The organism is Dictyoglomus sp. GBS, from assembly GCF_055179815.1.
In genome coordinates this window covers 1,312,908-1,334,339 of sequence record NZ_CM143687.1, presented here as the reverse complement: position 1 = coordinate 1,334,339, position 21,432 = coordinate 1,312,908, and the positions used below count along the sequence as shown (strand labels likewise).

General features: G+C 33.2%; 21 protein-coding genes and 4 tRNA genes. 19 read left to right on the top strand and 6 right to left on the bottom strand.

The window, feature by feature from the left end; genetic code table 11:
- Nucleotide 1: 1 nt before the first annotated feature.
- The gene (gene ald, locus ACY3IT_RS06655) at nucleotides 2-1,117 is read left to right on the top strand and encodes an alanine dehydrogenase (protein ID WP_463082176.1); all 1,116 of its coding nucleotides are present in this window, start codon (nucleotides 2-4) and stop codon (nucleotides 1,115-1,117) included.
- Between the two features lie 42 nt (nucleotides 1,118-1,159).
- Here ald and hslO read toward each other — a convergent pair whose 3' ends face one another.
- The gene (gene hslO, locus ACY3IT_RS06650; protein ID WP_463082175.1) at nucleotides 1,160-2,047 is read right to left on the bottom strand and encodes an Hsp33 family molecular chaperone HslO; all 888 of its coding nucleotides are present in this window, start codon (nucleotides 2,045-2,047) and stop codon (nucleotides 1,160-1,162) included.
- 89 nt (nucleotides 2,048-2,136) lie between these two features.
- On the opposite strand from hslO, the gene ACY3IT_RS06645 reads away from it, so the two are divergent.
- The 10 genes from ACY3IT_RS06645 to ACY3IT_RS06600 all read left to right on the top strand — a co-directional run bounded on the left by ACY3IT_RS06645 (nucleotide 2,137) and on the right by ACY3IT_RS06600 (nucleotide 10,975).
- Nucleotides 2,137-2,910, top strand: a complete 774-nt coding sequence (locus tag ACY3IT_RS06645; protein WP_463082174.1) for a basic amino acid ABC transporter substrate-binding protein — start codon at nucleotides 2,137-2,139, stop codon at nucleotides 2,908-2,910.
- 10 nt (nucleotides 2,911-2,920) lie between these two features.
- Complete coding sequence (locus ACY3IT_RS06640; RefSeq protein ID WP_463082173.1) at nucleotides 2,921-3,577, top strand: amino acid ABC transporter permease; 657 nt, start codon at nucleotides 2,921-2,923, stop codon at nucleotides 3,575-3,577.
- The gene (locus ACY3IT_RS06635; protein WP_463082172.1) at nucleotides 3,570-4,298 is read left to right on the top strand and encodes an amino acid ABC transporter ATP-binding protein; all 729 of its coding nucleotides are present in this window, start codon (nucleotides 3,570-3,572) and stop codon (nucleotides 4,296-4,298) included. The genes ACY3IT_RS06640 and ACY3IT_RS06635 overlap by 8 nt, the downstream gene beginning before the upstream one ends.
- An 86-nt stretch (nucleotides 4,299-4,384) precedes the next feature.
- On the top strand, nucleotides 4,385-5,224 hold the full coding sequence (aroE, locus tag ACY3IT_RS06630; RefSeq protein WP_463082171.1) for a shikimate dehydrogenase: 840 nt from the start codon (nucleotides 4,385-4,387) through the stop codon (nucleotides 5,222-5,224).
- On the top strand, nucleotides 5,212-6,378 hold the full coding sequence (aroC, locus tag ACY3IT_RS06625; protein WP_463082170.1) for a chorismate synthase: 1,167 nt from the start codon (nucleotides 5,212-5,214) through the stop codon (nucleotides 6,376-6,378). The genes aroE and aroC overlap by 13 nt, the downstream gene beginning before the upstream one ends.
- A complete protein-coding gene (gene aroB / locus ACY3IT_RS06620) occupies nucleotides 6,366-7,439 on the top strand; it encodes a 3-dehydroquinate synthase (protein WP_463082169.1) in 1,074 nt (357 codons plus the stop codon). The genes aroC and aroB overlap by 13 nt, the downstream gene beginning before the upstream one ends.
- A 71-nt stretch (nucleotides 7,440-7,510) precedes the next feature.
- Nucleotides 7,511-8,539: a 3-deoxy-7-phosphoheptulonate synthase gene (gene aroF / locus ACY3IT_RS06615; RefSeq protein ID WP_463082168.1), complete on the top strand. Its 1,029-nt coding sequence runs from the start codon at nucleotides 7,511-7,513 to the stop codon at nucleotides 8,537-8,539.
- On the top strand, nucleotides 8,536-9,378 hold the full coding sequence (locus tag ACY3IT_RS06610) for a prephenate dehydrogenase (protein ID WP_463082167.1): 843 nt from the start codon (nucleotides 8,536-8,538) through the stop codon (nucleotides 9,376-9,378). The genes aroF and ACY3IT_RS06610 overlap by 4 nt, the downstream gene beginning before the upstream one ends.
- Before the next feature lie 3 nt (nucleotides 9,379-9,381).
- The gene (gene aroA / locus ACY3IT_RS06605) at nucleotides 9,382-10,689 is read left to right on the top strand and encodes a 3-phosphoshikimate 1-carboxyvinyltransferase (RefSeq protein ID WP_463082166.1); all 1,308 of its coding nucleotides are present in this window, start codon (nucleotides 9,382-9,384) and stop codon (nucleotides 10,687-10,689) included.
- Complete coding sequence (locus ACY3IT_RS06600; RefSeq protein ID WP_463082165.1) at nucleotides 10,667-10,975, top strand: YerC/YecD family TrpR-related protein; 309 nt, start codon at nucleotides 10,667-10,669, stop codon at nucleotides 10,973-10,975. Before aroA ends, ACY3IT_RS06600 begins: the two co-directional genes overlap by 23 nt.
- 9 nt (nucleotides 10,976-10,984) lie before the next feature.
- Here ACY3IT_RS06600 and ACY3IT_RS06595 read toward each other — a convergent pair whose 3' ends face one another.
- From ACY3IT_RS06595 to ACY3IT_RS06575, 5 genes are all read right to left on the bottom strand, one after another.
- Entirely contained in the window at nucleotides 10,985-11,971 is a 987-nt protein-coding gene (locus tag ACY3IT_RS06595; protein ID WP_463082164.1) for an ABC transporter ATP-binding protein, read from the bottom strand.
- Complete coding sequence (locus ACY3IT_RS06590) at nucleotides 11,964-12,932, bottom strand: ABC transporter ATP-binding protein (RefSeq protein WP_463082163.1); 969 nt, start codon at nucleotides 12,930-12,932, stop codon at nucleotides 11,964-11,966. Before ACY3IT_RS06590 ends, ACY3IT_RS06595 begins: the two co-directional genes overlap by 8 nt.
- A gap of 11 nt (nucleotides 12,933-12,943) precedes the next feature.
- Nucleotides 12,944-14,329, bottom strand: coding sequence for an ABC transporter permease (locus tag ACY3IT_RS06585; protein WP_463082162.1), 1,386 nt, complete (start codon nucleotides 14,327-14,329; stop codon nucleotides 12,944-12,946).
- A gap of 10 nt (nucleotides 14,330-14,339) precedes the next feature.
- Nucleotides 14,340-15,404, bottom strand: a complete 1,065-nt coding sequence (locus ACY3IT_RS06580; protein ID WP_463082161.1) for an ABC transporter permease — start codon at nucleotides 15,402-15,404, stop codon at nucleotides 14,340-14,342.
- Between the two features lie 74 nt (nucleotides 15,405-15,478).
- Nucleotides 15,479-17,581 carry an ABC transporter substrate-binding protein gene (locus ACY3IT_RS06575; RefSeq protein WP_463082160.1) on the bottom strand — a complete coding sequence of 701 codons (2,103 nt, stop codon included), beginning with the start codon at nucleotides 17,579-17,581 and terminating at the stop codon, nucleotides 15,479-15,481.
- A 153-nt stretch (nucleotides 17,582-17,734) separates the two neighbouring features.
- On the opposite strand from ACY3IT_RS06575, the gene ACY3IT_RS06570 reads away from it, so the two are divergent.
- The 8 genes from ACY3IT_RS06570 (at nucleotide 17,735) to ACY3IT_RS06535 (ending at nucleotide 21,412) form a co-directional block, all read left to right on the top strand.
- Nucleotides 17,735-17,809, top strand: a tRNA-Gly gene (locus ACY3IT_RS06570).
- Nucleotides 17,810-17,828: 19 nt separating this feature from the next.
- Nucleotides 17,829-17,904: transfer RNA gene (locus ACY3IT_RS06565), tRNA-Cys, on the top strand.
- 17 nt (nucleotides 17,905-17,921) lie between these two features.
- Nucleotides 17,922-17,996 (top strand) — tRNA-Ala (locus ACY3IT_RS06560).
- A gap of 32 nt (nucleotides 17,997-18,028) precedes the next feature.
- Nucleotides 18,029-18,724, top strand: a complete 696-nt coding sequence (locus ACY3IT_RS06555) for a hypothetical protein (protein WP_463082159.1) — start codon at nucleotides 18,029-18,031, stop codon at nucleotides 18,722-18,724.
- 72 nt (nucleotides 18,725-18,796) lie between these two features.
- On the top strand, nucleotides 18,797-19,648 hold the full coding sequence (locus ACY3IT_RS06550; RefSeq protein WP_463082158.1) for a sulfide/dihydroorotate dehydrogenase-like FAD/NAD-binding protein: 852 nt from the start codon (nucleotides 18,797-18,799) through the stop codon (nucleotides 19,646-19,648).
- Nucleotides 19,623-21,017 (top strand): NADPH-dependent glutamate synthase, encoded by a 1,395-nt coding sequence (gene gltA, locus ACY3IT_RS06545; RefSeq protein ID WP_463083635.1) that lies wholly within the window; start codon nucleotides 19,623-19,625, stop codon nucleotides 21,015-21,017. Before ACY3IT_RS06550 ends, gltA begins: the two co-directional genes overlap by 26 nt.
- A gap of 3 nt (nucleotides 21,018-21,020) precedes the next feature.
- Nucleotides 21,021-21,269 carry a metal-sensitive transcriptional regulator gene (locus ACY3IT_RS06540; protein ID WP_463082157.1) on the top strand — a complete coding sequence of 83 codons (249 nt, stop codon included), beginning with the start codon at nucleotides 21,021-21,023 and terminating at the stop codon, nucleotides 21,267-21,269.
- Between the two features lie 66 nt (nucleotides 21,270-21,335).
- A tRNA-Arg gene (locus ACY3IT_RS06535) sits at nucleotides 21,336-21,412 on the top strand.
- The last annotated feature ends 20 nt before the right edge of the window (nucleotides 21,413-21,432 follow it).

Here is a 21,432-nt window from a genome sequence, read left to right as displayed (position 1 = left end):
TATGATTATAGGTGTTCCTAAGGAGATTAAACCTGAAGAAAATCGTGTTGCTATTGTTCCTGGTGGAGTACAAACATTGGTCAAAAAAGGACATAAAGTACATATTGAAAAAGGTGCAGGATTAGGAAGTGGTTTTACAGATGAAGAATATGAAAAGGCAGGAGCAATAATATTAGAAAAACATGAGGATGTGTTTTATGAGGCAGAATTAATTTTAAAAGTAAAAGAACCCTTACCTGAAGAGTACTCTCTTCTTTCTGAAGGAAAAATTTTATTTACTTACTTGCATTTAGCAGCATCTGAAGAACTTACAAAAAATCTTATTAAAAGTAAAGCAATATGCATTGCTTATGAAACTGTACAAACAGAGGATGGTTTTTTACCACTTCTTGCTCCTATGAGTGAGATAGCAGGAAGAATGGCTCCCCAAGAAGGTGCTAAATATTTAGAGAAACCTTTTGGTGGAAGAGGAATTTTATTAGGTGGAGTTCCAGGAGTTCCTTCTGCCAATGTGGTTATAATAGGTGCAGGAACTGTTGGTTTTAACTCTGCAAGAATAGCTTATGGAATGGGTGCATCTGTAACTTTATTGGATATAAATCCAAGAAAATTAAGATTTGTAGACGATTATTTCCAAGGAAAGGTGAATACGATGATAGCTGATGAATACAATATTAGGATGGCTGTAGAATACGCAGATCTACTTATTGGAGCAGTATTAGTACCAGGGGCAAAAGCCCCCAAAATAATTACGAGGGATCTTTTAAAGAGAATGAAAACAGGTGCTGTTATTGTTGATGTAGCTATTGATCAAGGTGGCTGTGCTGAGACATCACGACCAACAACCCATTTAAATCCTATTTATGAGGAGGAAGGAGTAATACATTATAGTGTGGCTAATATGCCTGGAGCTGTTCCAAGAACAGCAACAAGAGCTTTAACTCTAAATACTCTTCCTTATGTAATTGAGATTGCTGATAAAGGTTGGGAAAGAGCTGTGAAAGAGAACAAAAGTCTTGCCAAAGGTGTAAATATAGTAAAAGGGGAAATTACTTGTGAGGCAGTTGCTAACGCTTTTAACCTGCCTTACACTCCTTTAGAAAACGTACTAAGTTAATGAGTTAATGTATAAAAAACCCCTGGTTTTTCCGGGGGTTTTTTAAGTTTTGTTTTTAAGTTCAAGAATAATTTTTTCTATATCATGTTTTTGAAAAATATATTTCTTACCACAAAACTCACATTTCACTTCTATGTCTTCTTTTCTTTTTTGTAGTTCTTCTAATTCCTTTAATCCTAAAGCTATGAGAGTATTCTCAGCTCTTTCTCGACTACACCTACATGCATATTTCAATTCTTCTCTATTAAACATGTCGAAATCAAATCCTTCAAATATTTTATTAATTATATCTTCTGGATTTAGTCCATTTAATATCATTTGACTTGGTGGTTTTAATCTATTAATATTTTCTTCTAACTTACTTACAATATCTTCCTCTGAATCTGGTAATATCTGTACAATATAACCTCCAGCCGCAATTACTTTTCCTTCTTTATTGACATAAACCCCTGCAGCAACAGCTGATGGTTGTTGCTCAGAGGAAGCAAAATAATAAGCTAAGTCTTTTGCTATTCCTCCAGAAACAAGTGGTGTCATTCCTTGATATGGCTTTTTAAGTCCAAAATCTCTTATGACACTTAGTACTCCTTCTTTTCCTATTGCAGAAGCTACATCAAGCTTTCCTTCTGGGGTAGGTGGCAAATCTATGTAAGGTTTTTTAATATACCCTCTTACATTTCCATTAGCATCAGCATCAGCAAAAACATTTCCTAAGGGGCCATTCCCTACAATTTGCAAACTAATTCTTTCATCTTTTTTCTTAAGCATTTTCCCCATAATAGCTGTTAGGGTAAGAGTTCTTCCTAAAACTGCTATTGCAGTAGGAGAGGCATTATGTATAATCCTGGCCTGTTCTACCAGTTCTGTTGTTTTAGCAACATAAGCAATAATTTTTTTGTCTTTAGAGATTCCTCTTATTAGGTAATCCATAATTTTTCACCTCCACTTCATATATTATACTTGACTTTTATGAATATCTATTCTTATACTTTTAAAAATTTCAAAAAGGAGGAAAATTTATGCGAAAACTATGGTTAATATTATTCCTATTAATATTTGTTTTAAGTTTACCAACATTTGGAGCTTCTGCTTTAGAGAGGATTAAGAAAGCAGGTATTCTTAAAGTTGGTAGTGATGTGGCTTATGCACCTTTCGAGTTTATGGAAGGTGATAAGCCTGTAGGTTTTGATATAGATATAGCTAATGAAATTGCAAAAGCCTTAGGAGTGAGATTACAAGTTATAAATACTTCTTTTGATGGAATAATAGCTGCATTAAAAGCGAAGAAGTTTGATATGATTATTTCTGCAATGACAATTACAGAGGAAAGAAAAAAAGAAATATCCTTTTCTATCCCTTATTATGATTCAGGACAAATTATAGTTGTAAGGAGTGATAATAAAGATATAAGAAGTGAGAAGGATTTAAAGGGTAAAATAGTTGGAGTACAGTTAGGTACTACAGGAGAAATAAGTGCTAAAAAGTTAAAGGATCAGGTAGGGATTAAAGAGATAAGGAGCTATGAAACAATTCCAGAAGCATTTATGGATCTTGAACTTGGAAGACTTGACGCAGTTATAAATGATCTTCCTGTATCCCTTTATTATTCAAAGAATAACCCAAAGTTAAAATGTGTAGGAAAACCATTTACTAAGGAACAGTATGGTATTGCTGTGAGGAAAGAAGATACTGATCTTTTGAAGAAAATAAACGAAATTTTAGTTAATTTAAAGAAAACTGGTAAATATAAAGAAATATATAAAAAGTGGTTTGGTACAGAGCCAATAGAGTAGAGGTGATATTTTGGATTTTAATATAAATATCTTCATAGAAAGTATCCCATATCTATTGAGAGGCGCATTAGTGACTTTGCGCCTCTCGATTATATCTGTAGGTATTGGTGTAGTTTTGGGGTTATTTATTGGGCTTGCAAGAATTTCAAAAAAATATATTTTTAGGATACCAGCCACATTATATGTAGAAGTTATAAGGGGTACACCCTTATTAATGCAACTTCTTATCATATATTATGCTTTACCGTCCTTTGGTATAAATTTAGGAGCTATTACTGCTGCTATTGTCGGTCTATCGATTAATAGTGCTGCATATACAGGAGAAATTTTTAGAGGGGGAATTCAATCTATAGAGAAAGGACAAATGGAAGCTGCGAGATCCTTAGGTATGTCCTATTTTCAAGCCATGAGATATGTAATTTTGCCGCAAGCTTTTAAAAGAATTCTTCCTCCTTTGACGAATGAATTTGTTTCTATGTTAAAGGAAAGTTCATTAGCTTCTACTTTAGCTGTTACTGAGCTTTTAAGGGCTGGTAGAGAGATAGTTGCTTGGAAAGCAAATGTTTTTAGTCCCTTTTTAGGAGTTACGCTTATTTATCTTCTTATGACTTTACCTTTAACCCGTTTATCAATGTGGATGGAAAAGAGGTTGAAAAAAGGTGATTAAAGTTGTAAATCTTCATAAGAAATTTAAAAATCTTCATGTATTAAAGGGCGTAAATCTCGAAGTAAAAAAAGGAGAAGTTTTAGTTATTATTGGTCCAAGTGGAGGAGGTAAAAGCACACTTTTAAGATGTATAAATAGGTTGGAAGAACCTACTGAAGGAGAAATATATATAGATGGAGTAAAAATCACGGATCCTAAGGTAGATATAAATAAAATAAGACAAAGAGTAGGTATGGTTTTTCAATTATTTAATTTGTTCCCTCATCTTACAGCTCTTGAAAATATAACTTTAGCTCCAATAAAAGTTAAAAAGATAGATCCTAAAATAGCTAAAGAGAAGGCATATGAACTCTTGAAAAGAGTAGGGCTTCAGGATAAAGCTAATAGTTATCCATCTCAACTTTCTGGGGGGCAACAGCAAAGAATAGCAATTGCTAGAGCATTAGCCATGGAACCAGAAGTAATGCTTTTTGATGAACCAACTTCTGCTATAGATCCTGAAATGACAAAAGAGGTTTTAGATGTAATAAGGGAACTTGCTTATGGTGGCATGACTATGATGATTGCTACTCATGAAATGGGTTTTGCTAGGGATGTGGCTCATCGAGTTATATTTTTAGATCAAGGACAGATAGTAGAAGAAGGTAATCCTAAGGAATTTTTTGAAAACCCTAAGGAGGAGAGAACCATTGAATTTCTAAGTAAAATCCTTTCTGTTTGACAAAATACGCTTTTTTTGGTAAATTATCCTTTAACTAAAAAGCTCAAAGGGGAGAAAATAGTGGAAAGAGGGGTGAATTATTTTCTTTGATTTCCTCATCGACAAGATTATTAGGACTTATTGGATACCCATTAGGGCATTCTATATCTTTTTATATACACAATGCCTCTTTTCAGGCATCAGGTATTGATGCTATTTACTTAAATATACCCATTTTACCCGAGAATTTTAACCAAGCATTTTTAGGATTAAAGTATTTACCTATTTGGGGACTTAATGTAACTGTACCTTTCAAAGAGAAGGTTATAGAATTCTTAGATGATCTTTCACCCACATCCAAAATGCTAGGGGCAGTGAATACTATCTATAGAGATAAAAGAAATTGTTGGTTGGGTGATAATACAGATTTACCAGGTTTTTTATATACATTAAGGGAATTAAATCTTCCTCAGGACATAATTTATTTAGTATTAGGAGCAGGAGGAGCATGTAGAGCAGTTTTATATGCATTAGTTGAGTATGGAGTAAGGGAGATTTTTTTAACAAATAGAACTTATGAAAGGGCAGAAAAATTAGCAGAAGAAATATGGAATAATAAGGGCATTGCTATTAAATTATTACCTTGGGAAGAGAAGGAGAAAGTTAAAGATAAATTTGTACTTATAAATACTACATCATTAGGACTTGATAGTAAGAGTAATCCTTGGGATTCATCTTTAGATAAGGCTGTTTTTGTTTATGATCTTATATATAACCCACCTTTGACGCCTCTTTTGATGATGGCAAAAGAAAATAATATTCCTTATAAAAATGGTCTTGATATGCTCATATATCAGGCGGCATTTTCTTGGGAGAGATGGTTTGGATTTATGGGACCTGTGAATATTATGAGGGAGGAGGCAGAAAAAATAATATGCGCTTCTTAACAGCTGGTGAGTCTCACGGAAAGGGTTTATTAGTAATAATAGAAGGAGTTCCTGCAGGGATTAAGATAAACAAAGAAGATATAGATAAGGAGCTTCATAGAAGGCAAAAAGGATATGGAAGAGGAAAGAGGATGGAAATCGAAAAAGATATGGTGGAAATCATTTCAGGAATAAGAGGTGGATATACCTTAGGGTCACCTATAGGGTTTTTAATAAAGAATAAGGACTGGGAAAATTGGAAAAATGTTATGGATCCTGAAGAAATTTACGATTATGTTCCTGTAACAAAACCAAGGGCAGGCCATGCCGATTTTGCTGGAGTTGTAAAGTATCATTTTGATGATATAAGGAATATTTTAGAAAGGGCAAGTGCAAGGGAAACATCTGCAAGGGTTGCAGTAGGAGCTGTAGCTAAATGTATATTGAGAGAATTTGATATAGATATAATAAGTTTTGTTGAAGGGATAGGTAATATTGAAAGTAGATTTGATATTAATAACTTTTCTTGGGATTATATTAAAAATAAAGTAGAAAACTCAGAGCTTAGAATGATTGACGATGAATTAGAAGAACAAGCAAGAAAGTTAATAGATGAAGCAAAGGAAACGGGAGATACTCTTGGTGGAAGATTTATTTTACTTGCAAAAAATGTCCCTATTGGGATAGGAAGTCATGTTCATTGGGATAGAAGACTTGATGCATTGTTGGCATATGCAGTTATGAGCATTCCCTCAGTGAAGGGAGTAGAAATTGGAGAGGCCTTTTTATCAAGTAGAGAAAAGGGTTCTAGAGTTCATGATGAATTTATTAATGAAAGTACAAAGTTGAGAAAAACAAATTATGCAGGGGGAATAGAAGGTGGTATGTCAAACGGAGAAATAATAATGATTAGAGCTGCAGTAAAACCAATACCAACTTTGAGAAAACCATTAAAAACTTTTGATATAAAAGAAAAGAGGATAACGGAAGGATACTATGAAAGAAGTGATGTTTGTGTAGTTACATCTGCAGGAGTTGTAGGTGAAGCAATGATGGCTTGGATAATTGCAGATGAACTCCTTAAGAAATTTTCTGGAGATCATATAGAGGAGATTAAATTGTCTTATGAAAATTATAAAAATTATGTATATAAGAGGTTGGGATGGAAGAGTTAAGGATTTATTTGCCAGATAAAAGAGAATATCCAATATATATTGGTGATGATATATTAAAGGAAAAGATTAATGAATTAATTTTGCCATACTCCTCATATTTTGTTATATCTCATAAATTTTTAATTAATTATTACAAAAATGATTTCGTAAATATAAAGGAAGATTCATATATATTTGTTCCTGAAGGAGAAAAAAGTAAATCCTTTAAAGAAGTAATTAGAATTGTTAGAAATATGGCTAATTTAGGTGCTGACAGAAAGAGTGTTTTATTAGCTTTTGGTGGTGGTGTTATTGGGGATTTAACAGGATTTGTATCTTCCATTTATATGAGAGGTATTGATTATATACAAATACCTACTACTTTACTTGCACAAGTTGACAGCTCCATAGGAGGGAAGACAGGGATAAATATACCAGAAGGAAAGAATTTAGTGGGTACCTTCTATCATCCAAGAGCTGTTGTTATTGATGTTAAAACCTTAGAAACCCTTCCACAAAGGGAATATATAAGTGGTATAGCAGAGATTGTTAAATATGGATTAGTTATGGATTATGAGCTTTTTGAATATTTGGAGAGAAATTATTTAGATATTAAAAATCGAAATAAAGAAAAATTAATATGGATTATAAAGAAAAGTCTTGAATGTAAAAAATACGTGGTTGAAAGGGACGAAAAAGAATCATCTTTAAGAATGATCTTAAACTTTGGACATACATTTGGCCATGCAATTGAGGCAAAAAGTAAATATAAAAAGTATTTGCATGGAGAAGCAGTAGCTATTGGTATGATATTAGCAACCCAGTTGGCGTATAAACTGAAGATGTGTGATTTCTCAGTGTATGAAAGGTTAAAAAGACTTTTATTAAATTTTGGGTTTGTAGTGAATAACCCCTATAAATTTGAAGAACTTATTCCATTTATACAGCGAGATAAGAAAGCTTTCAAAGGCAAATTAAGATTTATATTACCTGAAAAGATCGGAGAGGTAAAGATCATAGATTATTTAAAAGAAGAAGATATACTAAGGGTTATGAAAGAGGGTGATAGTTATGGAATCTGAGTTTTATGAGTTTAAGAACTTATCTTTTTTATATTAAATTATAATCTTGTTAAAGGAGGAAAGGTAATAAAATGATAATTGTATTAAAAGCAGAAGCTTCTGATGAAGATATCCAAAGAGTTGTTGAAAAATTAAAAGAATTTAATTATGGTGCCCACATTTCAAGAGGTGAAAATAGAGTTGTTATTGGTGCGATAGGGGAGAAGAGAATGGAAGAGAAAATTTTGATAATGGAACAGATAAGTTCATTACCATTTGTTGAGCAGGTAATTCCTATATTATCTCCATATAAATTAGTGACAAGAGAATTTAATCCTTCAGGAACAAAAATAAGAATTTCTCCTGATGTGGAAATAGGAAATGATCAAATAGTAATTATGGCAGGTCCTTGTGCCGTGGAAAGCAAAGAACAGCTATTTGAGATTGCAGAATTTGTAAAAGGTGTAGGAGCTAAGGTTTTAAGAGGAGGTGCTTTTAAGCCTCGCACATCTCCTTATAGTTTCCAGGGTCTTGGAATAGAAGGATTAAAGCTACTTTATGAAGCAAAGCAAAAATATGGATTGCCAGTAATAACAGAAGTAATGGATCCAAGAGATTTAGAAATAGTAGCAGAGTACGCAGATATAATTCAGATAGGTGCTAGAAATATGCAGAATTTTACCTTACTTAAAGAAGTGGGTAAATTAAGAAAACCTGTTCTATTAAAAAGAGGTATTTCTGCTACTTTAGAAGAATTTCTTTTTGCAGCTGAATATATAATGGTAGGTGGAAATTCGGAGGTTATCTTATGCGAGAGAGGAATTAGAACCTTTTCGGATTATTCAAGAAATACTTTAGATTTAACTATTGTGCCAGCTTTAAAGTATAAAACCCATCTTCCTGTATTTGTAGATCCAAGTCATGGGACTGGAAACTTTAGATATGTTCCAAGTATGGCAAAGGCAGCTATAGCTGCAGGAGCTGATGGATTAATAATTGAAGTTCATCCGCATCCAGAAAGAGCTCTTTCAGACGGTCCTCAATCTTTAACCTTCTCTGATTTCAGAAGACTTATGGATGAATTAAAAAGCATAGCTAATGCTATAGGTAGAAGATTATGAAGATAGGAATAATAGGATTAGGATTAATTGGTACATCTATAGCAATGGCAATTAAAAAAGAAAATAGAGATATAGAGATATGGGGAATTGATACAAATCGTGATACATTAAATTTTCTGAAGGATAAAGACATTTTTAGCCATATCTCTATCGATATATCTGAAATTGAAAAAGAAATATATAATACGGATATAATATTTATATCAGTATATCCTTCAGGGGTTAGGGATGTGCTTTTAGAGCTTAAGAATTATATACCAGAAAGAAGTATCATAAGTGATACCAGTAGTACTAAGGGAAAAATTATGACTTTTGTAAATAATGATAAATTATTATGTAAAGTTTTTATAGGGGGACATCCCTTAGCAGGAAGAGAGATTTCAGGAGCATATGGGGCTATTTCTGATTTATTCAAGGGCAAGATTTATTTTCTTTCCCCTGCTAAGGGGGTAGAAAAAGATAAAATAGAGACTTTGATGAATTTTATCGAAAATATAGGAGCCTTACCAGTTTTGATTGATCCATATGAACATGATAGGATTCTTGCATACTCAAGTCATTTACCACAGATTGTTGCTTATTTGTTGGCTTATACGTCAATAAGAAATTCAACTAATTTTTTTGGAACAGGATTTAAGGATACAACAAGAATAGCAAAGAGTGATACTAAACTTTGGATGGATATTATAAAGGAAAACTATGATGAAATATTGAATGTATTTTGTGAGTTTAAAAATAATATAGATTTTTTTATTAACTATTTAAGGGATAAAAATTTCGAAAAAATAGAAGAAATATTTAGAAGAGCAAGAGAAAAAAGAATGAAAATTGAGGGGTAAAATATGAAAAAAATTGTTATTAAGAAGAGTGTATCTTTAAGAGGAGAGATTTTAGTACCAGGAGATAAATCTATTTCCCATAGAGCTTTAATTTTTTCTGCTCTATCAGAGGGAGAAGCTAAGATAGAAAATTTTTTGTTTTCTCAAGATTGTCTTTCCACATTGAATTGTTTGAAAAGCTTAGGAGTAAACATAGAGATTATTGGAAAAGTAATAAAAGTGAAAGGAGTAGGAATTAAAGGTTTTAAAGAGCCAGAGGATGTTTTAGATGCAGGTAATTCTGGAACTACAATTAGGCTTCTTACGGGACTTTTGAGCAGTATACCAAACATGTTTTCAGTTATAACAGGGGATAATTCTCTAAGAAGGAGACCGATGAGAAGAGTTATAGATCCATTGGTAAATATGGGTGCAATGATCTGGGGAAGAAATGATAACAATAATCCCCCATTAGCTATAAAAGGTAACCAACTTAAAGGTTTCAAACATATATTAAAAGTAGCAAGTGCTCAGGTCAAATCAGCTCTTCTTATAGCTGGTTTATTGGCTGAAGGTGAGACATGGGTTACTGAACCTGCATTATCAAGAGATCATACAGAAAGAATATTTGAATATTTAGGATTACCATTGGAAAGAGACGGTTTGACACTAAAGACTCACAAAATAGAGGGTTATGAGGCAAAGGATTTTTATATTCCAGGGGACATATCTTCTGCTGCATTTTTGATTGGAGCAGGGCTAATCTCTGAAGGATCGAGTATAGTTATTAAACGTGTAGGATTAAATCAAACGCGGATAGGTATGTTGGAGGTATTAAAAAAATCAGGAGCAAAAATTGAAATATTAAAGGAATGGGAGGCTGGAAAAGAACCTGTTGGTGATATCAAAGTGGAATTTTCAGAGATAGAACCAATAGAAGTTATGGGGGACATTGTACCAAGGCTTATTGATGAAGTCCCGATTTTGGCTATTATTGCAACACAGGCAAAAGGTAAAAGTGTTTTTAAGGATGTGGAAGAACTGAAGGTGAAAGAATCTGATAGAATAAAAGCTATAGTTAATGGAATAAATAAAATGGGGGGTAAGGCAGAAGAAATTGATGGAGGATTTGTAGTATATGGTCCTTCTAAACTTATAGGATCGGAGATTTATACTTTTAATGATCATAGAATTGCCATGGCATTTGCTATTGCGGGTTTAGTAGCAGAAGGAGAAACGATAGTAGAAAGTGAAAGTATTAGTATTTCTTTTCCTAATTTTGTTGAGGTTGTTTCTCAGTTAGGGGGTAATGTTATTGAGTTATCAGCCTAAGTGGGTAGTTGATGATGTAAAATTTTTGGTGAAAGCAATTCTTTCTTTAAAAAATGAAGAAGAAGTATTAAGATTCCTTGAAGATATATGTACTATTAATGAAATTCAAGAGTTATCTCAAAGGCTTAAAGTCGCAAAAATGCTTTATGAGGGAAAATCTTATGAAGAGATCGAAAAAGAGACAGGAGCAAGCTCTGCTACTATTAGTAGAGTGAAAAAATTTCTATATTATGGAGCAGATGGTTACAAAACTATATTAGATAGATTGATAAAAAAAGAAGGGTAGGATTTAATCCTACCCTTCTTTATATAACCAGCATTTCACACAATGATCTTTTGCAATATTAATTTCCTTTGGTTCTTCCTTCTTACATATTTCCATGACAAAAGAACATCTTGGATGAAAACGACAGCCCTCTGGTGGATTTATAAGATTTGGAGGTTCTCCAGGTGGTGCTTCTCTTAGTTTAAACCTATTTGTGGGATCTGGATCTGGTATAGCTGAAAGAAGGGCTTTTGTATATGGATGTAAAGGATTATTTAGTAATTCGTCAGTTTTCGCTCTTTCTACTAAGTTTCCAGCATACATAATGAAAATCCAATCTGAGAATGATCTTACAGTAGCAAGATCATGAGTTATATAAATTAAACTCATATTATGGTTCCTTTGTATGTCTCTTAGAAGATCTAAAATCTCAATTCTTACAGATGCGTCTAACATAGATACAGGCTCATCAGCTATTATTAGCTTAGGTTTCATAATTAGAGCTCTTGCAATAACAACTCTTTGCATTTGTCCACCGGAAAGCATGTGGGGATACTTATTTATAAAATCCGAAACTGGTGTTAATTTTACTTCTTCCAGTGCCTTTATAATCATTTCTTTTCTTGATTCTGGTGTTCCTATCTTATTAATAATTAAAGGCTCTTCTAAGATTCTATAAACAGTAAAATGGGGAGCTAATGCTCCAAAAGGATCTTGTTGTACAAATCCTGTTTCTCTTCTGTACCAATTTAGTTCCTTAAAAGGTAAATTTGTAATATCTTTATCCTCAAAGAAAATTTTACCATCAGTAGGTTCATAAAGCCTCAGAATTGTTCTTCCAAGAGTAGTTTTTCCAGATCCACTTTCTCCTACTAAAGATATGGTTTCTCCTTTCTTTAACTCAAAGTTTACCCCATCTACAGCTTTTACGTATAGAGGCTGTGATATTATTGTTTTCCTGATTTCAAACCAAACCTTTAAATTTTCAACTCTAAGTAAGATTTCATTATTATTCATGGCTCTCACCTATATAACATTTAGCATAATGTTCTTCACCTTTTTTAAACATGGGAGGTTCCTTTTCTCTGCATATATCCATAACATATTGGCATCTTGGATGAAATCTACATCCTTTTGGTGGAGATATAAGACTTGGTGGAGATCCTGGAATAGACTTTAACTTTTTTATTGTCTTTAAAGTTGGTACACTGTTTAGAAGCATCATGGTATAACCATGGGCTGGTAAATTATAAAAGTTCTCAGAAGGGCTTAATTCTACAATTTCACCAGCATACATTACTGCTACTTTATCTGCCAGTTCACTTGTAGTTGCTATATCGTGGGTTATAAAAATATATGTAAGGTTGAGTTCTTTTTTCAAAATTTTTAATAAGTTTAAAATGTTGGCTTGCGTAATAACATCTAAAGCGGATGTTGGTTCATCTAATATCACTATCTTAGGATGTGTAACTAATGCCATTGCAATAACAACTCTTTGTTTCATACCCCCAGATAATTCAAAAGGATATCTTTCTGCGAAGGATTCAGAAATACCTACGAAACTTAGCATCTCTTTTGCTCTATTAAAGGCTGAATTCTTATCCATTCCCATATGTACTATTAATGGTTCTGCAACTTGATAGATGACTTTTAATACTGGGTTAAGAGAGTTCATGGCTCCTTGAAAAACCATAGAGATTTTACTCCATAGTACGTTTTTACGGAAAATATCTTCTTTTAAAGATAAAATATCTTCACCATCAAGATATATTTTTCCACTTGCTTTTTCCAGATTTCTTGGAAAAAGTCTTAGGATACCTCTTGCAAGAGAACTCTTTCCACAACCTGATTCTCCAACAATAGCTAAAGTTTCCCCCTCTTTTAATTCAAAACTTACATTTCTTACTGCCTCTAAACTTCCTTTTTGAGTTTTATAAGATACTGAAAAATTATCAAGCTTAAGTACTACATCTGCCATTTTCTTCACTCCTATATCTCTTTTAGTCTTGGATTTACTATCTTATCAATTACAAATCCAAGCAATGCAAAGGAAATAGCCATAAGAATGATTATGATGGATGGTTCTATTACCCAATAGTAGAATCCTTTATATAAGGCTCCATTTTGAAATGCCTCTTCAATAATTCTTCCAAGAGTTGGTTCTGTTGGATCTAATACTCCAAATAAGGATAAGATAGCCTCTAAAAATATATATGAAGGTATACTTATTATTAAACCAGGAATTACAGGTGGTAGGATTTTAGGAATAATATATAAAAACACTATTCTCATGTTACTTGCCCCATAAGTTCTTGCAGCTTCTATATATGGTAAGGTTTTGACTTGTAATACCATAGCTCTTTGTGTTTTTATACCTGACCCAAAAAGACTTAATATTATTAATACAACGAGTAGTTTCCATATGGTTAATTTATAGAATAAAGAAATCATGATCATGAGGGGTAGAAATGGAAGAAGCATATATATTTCTGTAAGTCTTTGAATTAGGTTATCCACAATACCACCATACCAACCACTTATTGTTGCAAGAATTAGATGAATAATAGTAATACTTAAAGAAGCACCTAAACCGAAGGCAAGGTCTATAGGCATCCCCCACAATATTCCTAATTCTAAGGGTCTTCTTAAGTGGTCAGTTCCAGCTATACCATAGACCTTTCCATATATTATAGGTTCTATCTCAATGGTATCTGATTTATCTGAAAATTGCACTTCAATTATAAAAGAATAGGATCCCTTGGCAATAGATTGGTTCTCATTAGGTTCAATAAAAAGTCCTTTCATTGTAGTTACAGGAAAAGGAGGATAATATCCCAACTTGTCTTGAATATATTTAGTTAAATTTTCTTCAATAGATGATTCATTTGCTAAATAAAAAGTATCTGTTTCTGATCTTTGTTGTTTTTCTAAAAGAAAAATTTTATCTCCTTTTGAATTTATCCAATAAAATCTTAAAATTGGTGGGGTGTCTTTATAACTGCTTTTAAGGAATATATTAAATTCACTGGGAAAATCATCATAAAAATAAGAAAAACTATACTCGTATTTAAGAATCTTAGGATTATCTGATATAGTCTCAATCTTAGGTTCTTTAAGATTTATGTTTTTGGGAAGATTTTTCCTTGTAAATAAAGCCCACCAGGAGGGTATTGCATTTCTCGGATATTTAAGCCATACCTGACTATCATTCCATAAAGTCTTAACCTCATTATAAGGCATGCTCAAATATGCATACATAGAGAGTACAATTAATATAAAAAATATAATTAGGGAAAATAAACCAGCCTTACTCTTAATAACTTCTTTTATTATTCCTTTTAAACTATAAGATGATGTAAATTCCATATTATCCATACTTTTCACCTCATATTCTAACTCTTGGATCAATTAGAGCATAAATAAAGTCTAAGAGTAAAACAGTAGCTCCTAAAAGGTATGCATATATTACAGTTATTCCTACTATCACTGGAGCATCAAAAGATCCTATAGCTCGAGAAAGAACCATACCTAATCCTGGCCAGTTAAAAATACTTTCTGTAACTATTGCTCCCATCCATGAAGATATAAGGGCTAAAGCAAAAGAGGTCACTATAGGTGGAAGGGCAGGCTTTAATATATATTTTCTTTCAATAACTTTATCAGGAAGTCCTTTAGCCTTAGCAACTTCTACATAATCTTCTGTGGAATATATGAGGAAAAAGTTTCTTTGGCTGTATGTTCCCAAGAAAAGATAACTTAAAAGCCATGAAAAAACAGGAAGAATCATATGCTTTAAAACACTTAATACTTTTCCTAAAATATCGTTGGGGGGTGGAAAATCCATAAATCCACCTGGGGGTAATATATGAAGCCATGAATAGAAAATCATTATAAGAAAAATTCCATAAAACCATCCTGGAATGGTAGAAAGGGGTGACAAATATACTATTAATTTATCAAAAAAGGAACCATATTTTCTTGAAAGTTTTAGACCAAGATATAAAGTTACTAAAAATTCTAAAAGGGTAATAGTTGTAAAAAGTAATACAGATAAAGGAATTCTCTCTAAGATAATGTTTTTTACAAGCATTGATCCACTATCACTGGTCATGGTAGTAGCAGTACCCAGGTCCAAGAGTAATGCTCTCTTCAAATGATAGATACTTCTTATTAAAAAGGGTTGGTCAAGGCCTCTTCTTTTTAATTCATTTCTTACTCTACTTTCAATGATCTTTTGTTTCTGTTCATCAGTATATCCTCGTACTGTGGGATCATTTCTTAAATTCATTGCGACATTCATTCTTATTTCATCTTCAACAATTTTATCTACATATCCACCTGCATTTGCTATTACTATTGTTAAATAAATAGCGATAGCAACGGTAATAAAAATTGCTACTGCTCTTTTAAGAAAATATAGAAGTACTTTTTTAAGCTCTTTTATCTTCATCAACCTCCTTTTTATAAAAGTTCAAAAAAAAAACCCAGGGGATTTTTTCCCCTGGGTTTATATTATACTATATTTTACTTCAAAAATTTAGTATTCTTTAAGAGAACTGTATGGGCAACAGTATCTGCTTTTTCAAGATAGTATGGACCATTACTTACCCAGAAATGTTTAAATCTATTATACCAGTTAGCAAGAGCGTTATATCTTTCTTTGATCTCTCCTTCTTTTACATATTTTCCTACGAAATTCTTAAATGGTAGGTAGTTATCTTTTTGTGATTTATCAAGCATTTCTTTAAGTACTCCTAAGCTTGGTCCGCCAATGTAGTTCATCCATTCTACCTTTTGGGACTCAGCTTTATCAGCAGAGAAGGCAAGTTTACCTTCTTCTTCTGCTCTTATTCCAATTGCAAGGGCATGCCATGGGAATAATACAGAGGTAGTTGGCCAGAGAGCTGTCAATTCTGCATCGAGTTCAGCATAGTTAGTATAGTATTCGATGATAAGTGGATTTTCTTTTACAATTTTCCAAGCCACAAAACTTTCTCTCCATGAATTGAAGTAGTCCACAAAACTTTCATCGTAAAGTTTGCTATCTTTACTTGCTCTTTCAAAGCCTACAATAAAGTCTACTAAATAATCTGCAATACTTTGAACTGTTCCGTCATGATATTTATCCTTACCAATAACATCTCCATAGTTAATTACTACTTTTACTTTAGCTTCTTTTACACCAGCTTCTTTTACAGTAACCATAGTTTGTTTCTTTACATCCCAACCATACCATGCATCATCTGGGACAGTAACAATCTTAACTTTCTTAAATTTCAACCAGCTTTCTGAGCCTTTATTGGGGAATGTAGGAACATCGGCTGTAACAGTAAGATCTGCACTCTTGATTCCAAAGAGTATAGGAAGACCTGTATATGGATGGTAGATCCAGTTTCTTCCAAAAGTTGCTTCCCAGAAAATAGTATCATAAACCCAGTTAGATCCAGCTATTGGGTTCCATGGGTCAATTATTACTTCAGCCATTCCTGCTTTAACACTTCCGCCTTCTTTTCCAACAATCCTCAATGTGTATGGCCATGCTCTTGATGAATTTCCACCTGCGTAATCTACTGCAATATCAATATTCTTTCTTCTTGCCCATGCAGCCTTTTGGTCTATCAAAAAGACTCTTACTGAATCTTTCAAGCAAAGTTCTAAGGCTTTTCTCATTAAGTAGTTTCTTTCAGCTATAGATTTAAAGGTTCTTTGAGCAAGTTTGTTGGCTATATCTCTAAATTCTTTATCTGGTTTATAAGCTCTCCAAAGTGGAGAATAGGACATTTCAGAATCTGGTGTATAGAAGAATCTGAAGTTATCTGCCATATCTCTTGAAAGGACAGTTGTTATCCAGCCGCCTGTATAGACATCCCATTGGCCATCTTCAGGATTGCCTCTTACCCAGAGTGGAGATGCTTCTCTTGATGTTTTATACATTCTCTCTACTGTAAATCCTAATTTTTCAAGCTGTGTTGATACATAATCTCCTATTTGTTTTCTTCTATCCTCAGTTCTGATGATAAATTTTATTACTACAGGATTTCCTTTATAGTACCATTTTCCACCTTTTAATTCTGCTCCCATCTTTCTCATTTCTTCATCAATGATCTTTTTGCCTTTTGCAAAATCATATTTATAGAGTTTCTCCAAACCTGCTATAGTGTCTTTATATCTTTCATATTCTGGAAAACCTTTATTGAGAGGTAAAAGCTTTACTTCTGCAAGTCCTCCCATGATTTCATCCACTATATATTGTCTATCTACTACTATGTTCATTGCTTCTCTAATTCTCTTATTACTAAATGGATTTAATCTTCCATCTTTATAGGTTGGTCCTACTGGGTTAAAGGTAAGTTCATAATAAAGTCCAAAAGATGTTCCATAGGTTAAATTTGGATCTTCTTTGACTCTCTTGAAAAGTTGTGGGTCACTTATTTCGTTGAAATATATGTCAATATCTCCTTTGGACATCATTTCTACAGCCTTTGCCATATCCTTTTCAGGAATGAAGGCTACTTGGTCAAGCCATCCATTTGGATTCACATTAACGGTTTGTGCTTGAGAAGATAAGAGGAATAGGCCTAAAAGAAATACTACTAATAAAAGAACCCTAATACCTCTCTTTGGCATCTTAACACCTCCCGATGAAGATAATTTTAATTCTTATAATAATAAGAAAATAAATTATTGTCAACCAAAATAATTATTTTAATTGATTCTTGACAAAATTTAAAAAAGAATTTATTCTCTATTAAGAAATGAGTTGATTTTATACTTGGGAAGGCGGGTGTAGCTCAGAGGTAGAGCATCGGCTTCCCAAGCCGAGGGTCGCGGGTTCAAATCCCGTCGCCCGCTCCAAAAATTGTTTAGAATTTGTGGCGGCATCGCCAAGCGGCTAAGGCAGGAGATTGCAAATCTCCCATTCCCCGGTTCGAGTCCGGGTGCCGCCTCCAATTTGAAAAATCTTGGTGGGGCTGTAGCGCAGAGGGAGCGCGCTTCCATGGCACGGAAGAGGTCGGGGGTTCAAGTCCCCCCAGCTCCACCAATTTTTATTGATATTCTTTCAGAAGAGAAAATATGTTTATAAAAAAACTCTTTCCACTTTTTATCATGATTCTATTTGGACTTCTTACCATATCTGAAGGTAAGAATGATGATGTATTATTAAAGATAGCAAAAGACCAAGAAGATAGATTTTGGAAGAATCCTGATAATAGTTATGTGGCTTGGAATATTGCAGTAGATTATTATACTAAGCTGTATCAAACGGCAAATTATTTAGAGCTTCAGGAAAACTTGGTTAGGTTGCACATTGAAGGTGTTAGGATTAATGCTAAAAATCTTAATTTTTTTAACCTTCATTATGGTTATGCTATAAATTATCCTCTAAAAGTTTCTGTTCTTAATCTTAAGAATTATCCTAAATTTGATTATTATTTATATGATAAAACATTACCACTCTTTGTAAGTATATACAATAATGGGACGAGGGAATTAGATTTAAGTAAAGCAATTTTTGTGTTAGAAAATGTTTCTCGTAGCGAAGAAAAATTATTAAACAATGATGATATTTTTAGAAAACTTTTAGGTGATTCTTTGATATATATTCCAATAAATAAGATTCTAAAAACTAAAGAATCATTTTCTTTTATCCTTCTTTTTACTTATAGCAACTTACCCAAATCATTTAAAATAACGATAGAAGAGATTAATGTAAATGTTATGTTTTTTGAAAATTTTCCTCTTATAGAATCGCCTCCTCCAAAAGCATAATATACCCATTTGGGTTTACTTGTTTATCCTTTGATGCTATACTTTTTCTCAAAAAAAAGGAGGGGTTAATTCTTGTTTGAAATATTGGACAAGAAAATATTAGCTCCAGGAGTTAAGTTAATTAAAGTTAAAGCTTCTTTAATTTCTCAGAAGGCATTAGCAGGGCAATTCGTTGTAATAAGAGTTTATGAGAAAGGTGAAAGAATTCCTTTAACTATAGCAGATAAAGATGAAAAAGAAGGAAGTATTACAATAGTTTTTCAAGAAGTAGGGAAAACTACAAAACTTCTTGGAAAATTAGAAAGGAGTGAATATATACTTGATGTGGTTGGCCCCCTGGGCAAACCAAGTGAAATAGATAAATACGGAGTAGTAATTGGTGTGGGAGGAGGAGTAGGAATAGCAGCACTTTTTCCTATATTAAAATCTCTAAAATCTTATGGAAATTATGTAATAAGTATTATAGGTGGAAGAAGTAAAGATTATGTAATTTATAGAGATGAAATTGAAAATTTAGTAGATGAAGCTTATATTACAACAGATGATGGTACCTTGGGTAGAAAAGGGCTTGTTACTGATGTACTTAAGGAATTATTAGAAAATAGGAAAATAGATAGAATATGGGCTGTAGGTCCTACTATTATGATGAAGGTAGTTTCTGAGGTTACGAGACCATATAATGTGCCAACTATAGTAAGTCTTAATCCTATAATGGTGGATGGTACTGGTATGTGTGGGGGATGTAGAGTTACTGTGGGTGGTGAGATAAAGTTTACCTGTGTGGATGGTCCAGAGTTTGATGGGCATTTGGTTGATTTTGACGAACTTTTATTAAGGTTAAAGACTTATAAGGAAGAAGAGATGCTCGCTCTAAAGATTCTTGAAGAAAGCGAGGCGAATAGAATTGAAAGTTCTAAAGACTAAAACTTCGATGCCTGAACAACCAGTAAAAGAAAGGATTAAGAATTTTGATGAGGTGGCATTAGGCTATACTGAGGAGCAAGCTTTAATTGAGGCAAGTAGATGTTTGCAATGTAAGGGTGCTCCTTGTATAAAAGGATGTCCTGTAAATATTGATATTCCCAGTTTTATTAGACTTATAAGAGAAAGAAGATATGATGAGGCTATTAAAAAAATTAAGGAGACTAATAATCTTCCAGCTACAACAGGAAGAGTATGTCCTCAGGAGAACCAATGTGAAGCACTATGTACTTTAAAAAAAGTTGGAGAACCAGTAGCAATTGGTAGATTAGAAAGATTTGTTGCAGATCTCGAATTAAAAGAAGGTATAGAAATTCCCAAAATAGAGAAAAGGTATGATAAAAAAGTAGCGGTAATTGGTTCTGGCCCTGCAGGGCTTACAGTAGCAGGAGATTTAGCGAAGAAGGGAATTAATGTAAGTATCTTTGAAGCTTTCCATGAACCTGGAGGAGTCTTAATTTATGGAATACCTGAGTTTAGACTTCCTAAAAGAATAGTTAGAGCAGAAATAGAATATGTTAAAAATTTAGGGGTTAATATTTACACAAATATAGTTGTTGGAAGGACTATAACCATAGATGAGCTTTTGAAGGAATACAATGCAGTATTCATAGGTACGGGAGCTGGTGCTCCTCAGTTTTTGAATATACCTGGGGAAAATCTTGTGGGTATATATTCTGCTAATGAATTTTTAACGAGGGTCAATCTTATGAAAGCATACAGATTTCCTGAATATGACACACCGATAAAAATAGGAAAAAGAGTGGGTGTAATAGGAGGAGGAAATGTAGCTATGGATGCTGCAAGAACAGCTCTAAGATTAGGTGCAGAAGAAGTTCATGTCTTATATAGACGTACTGAGGAAGAGATGCCTGCAAGATATGAAGAGATCATCCATGCAAAGGAAGAAGGAATTAGATTTAATTTCTTAGTTGCTCCTGTTAAGTTTATTGGTGATGAACATGGTGGAGTAATAGGTGTAGAACTTCAAAGAATGATATTGGGAGAACCAGATAGTAGTGGGAGGAGAAGACCAATTCCTGTTCCCGATTCAAACTTCTTTTTCCCTTTAGATATGATAATAGTAGCTATAGGAACCGTACCAAATCCACTAATAAGTATGACTACTCCAGGTTTAGCTATAAGCAAACATGGAACTATAATAATCGATGAAACAACAGGAAAAACATCTAAAGAAAGGGTTTATGCAGGAGGAGATATTGCAAGCGGTGCAGCTACGGTAATAAACGCTATGGGTGCAGGAAAAATAGCAGCAAGGAGTATTATTAAACATTTATTGGAGGAGAATTAAACATTGGATAAGAAAGATTATCTTGTGGCTTTAAGAAGAATAGAAGGGCAGGTTAGAGGACTTCAAAGAATGATAGAGGAAGATAGGGACTGTAAAGAGATTATTTCTCAAATTGCTGCGGTGAGATCTGCCTTAAAGAGAGTAGGAGTATTGTTAGTAGAAAATTATGCAAAAAAATGTCTTGCTGAAGGAGATAAAGATTTAGAAAACGAGATAAGTGAATTATTAAGAGATCTTCAATCACTGTTCTAATAAATAAGAGTCATTAACTTTCTTGACTTATTAAAAAAAAACATTTTATAATCAATCTAGAAGAGTGCGCCCGTAGCTCAACAGGATAGAGCGGCGGACTACGAATCCGTAGGTTAGAGGTTCAAGTCCTCTCGGGCGCACCATATATATGAGGGGAGAGGTA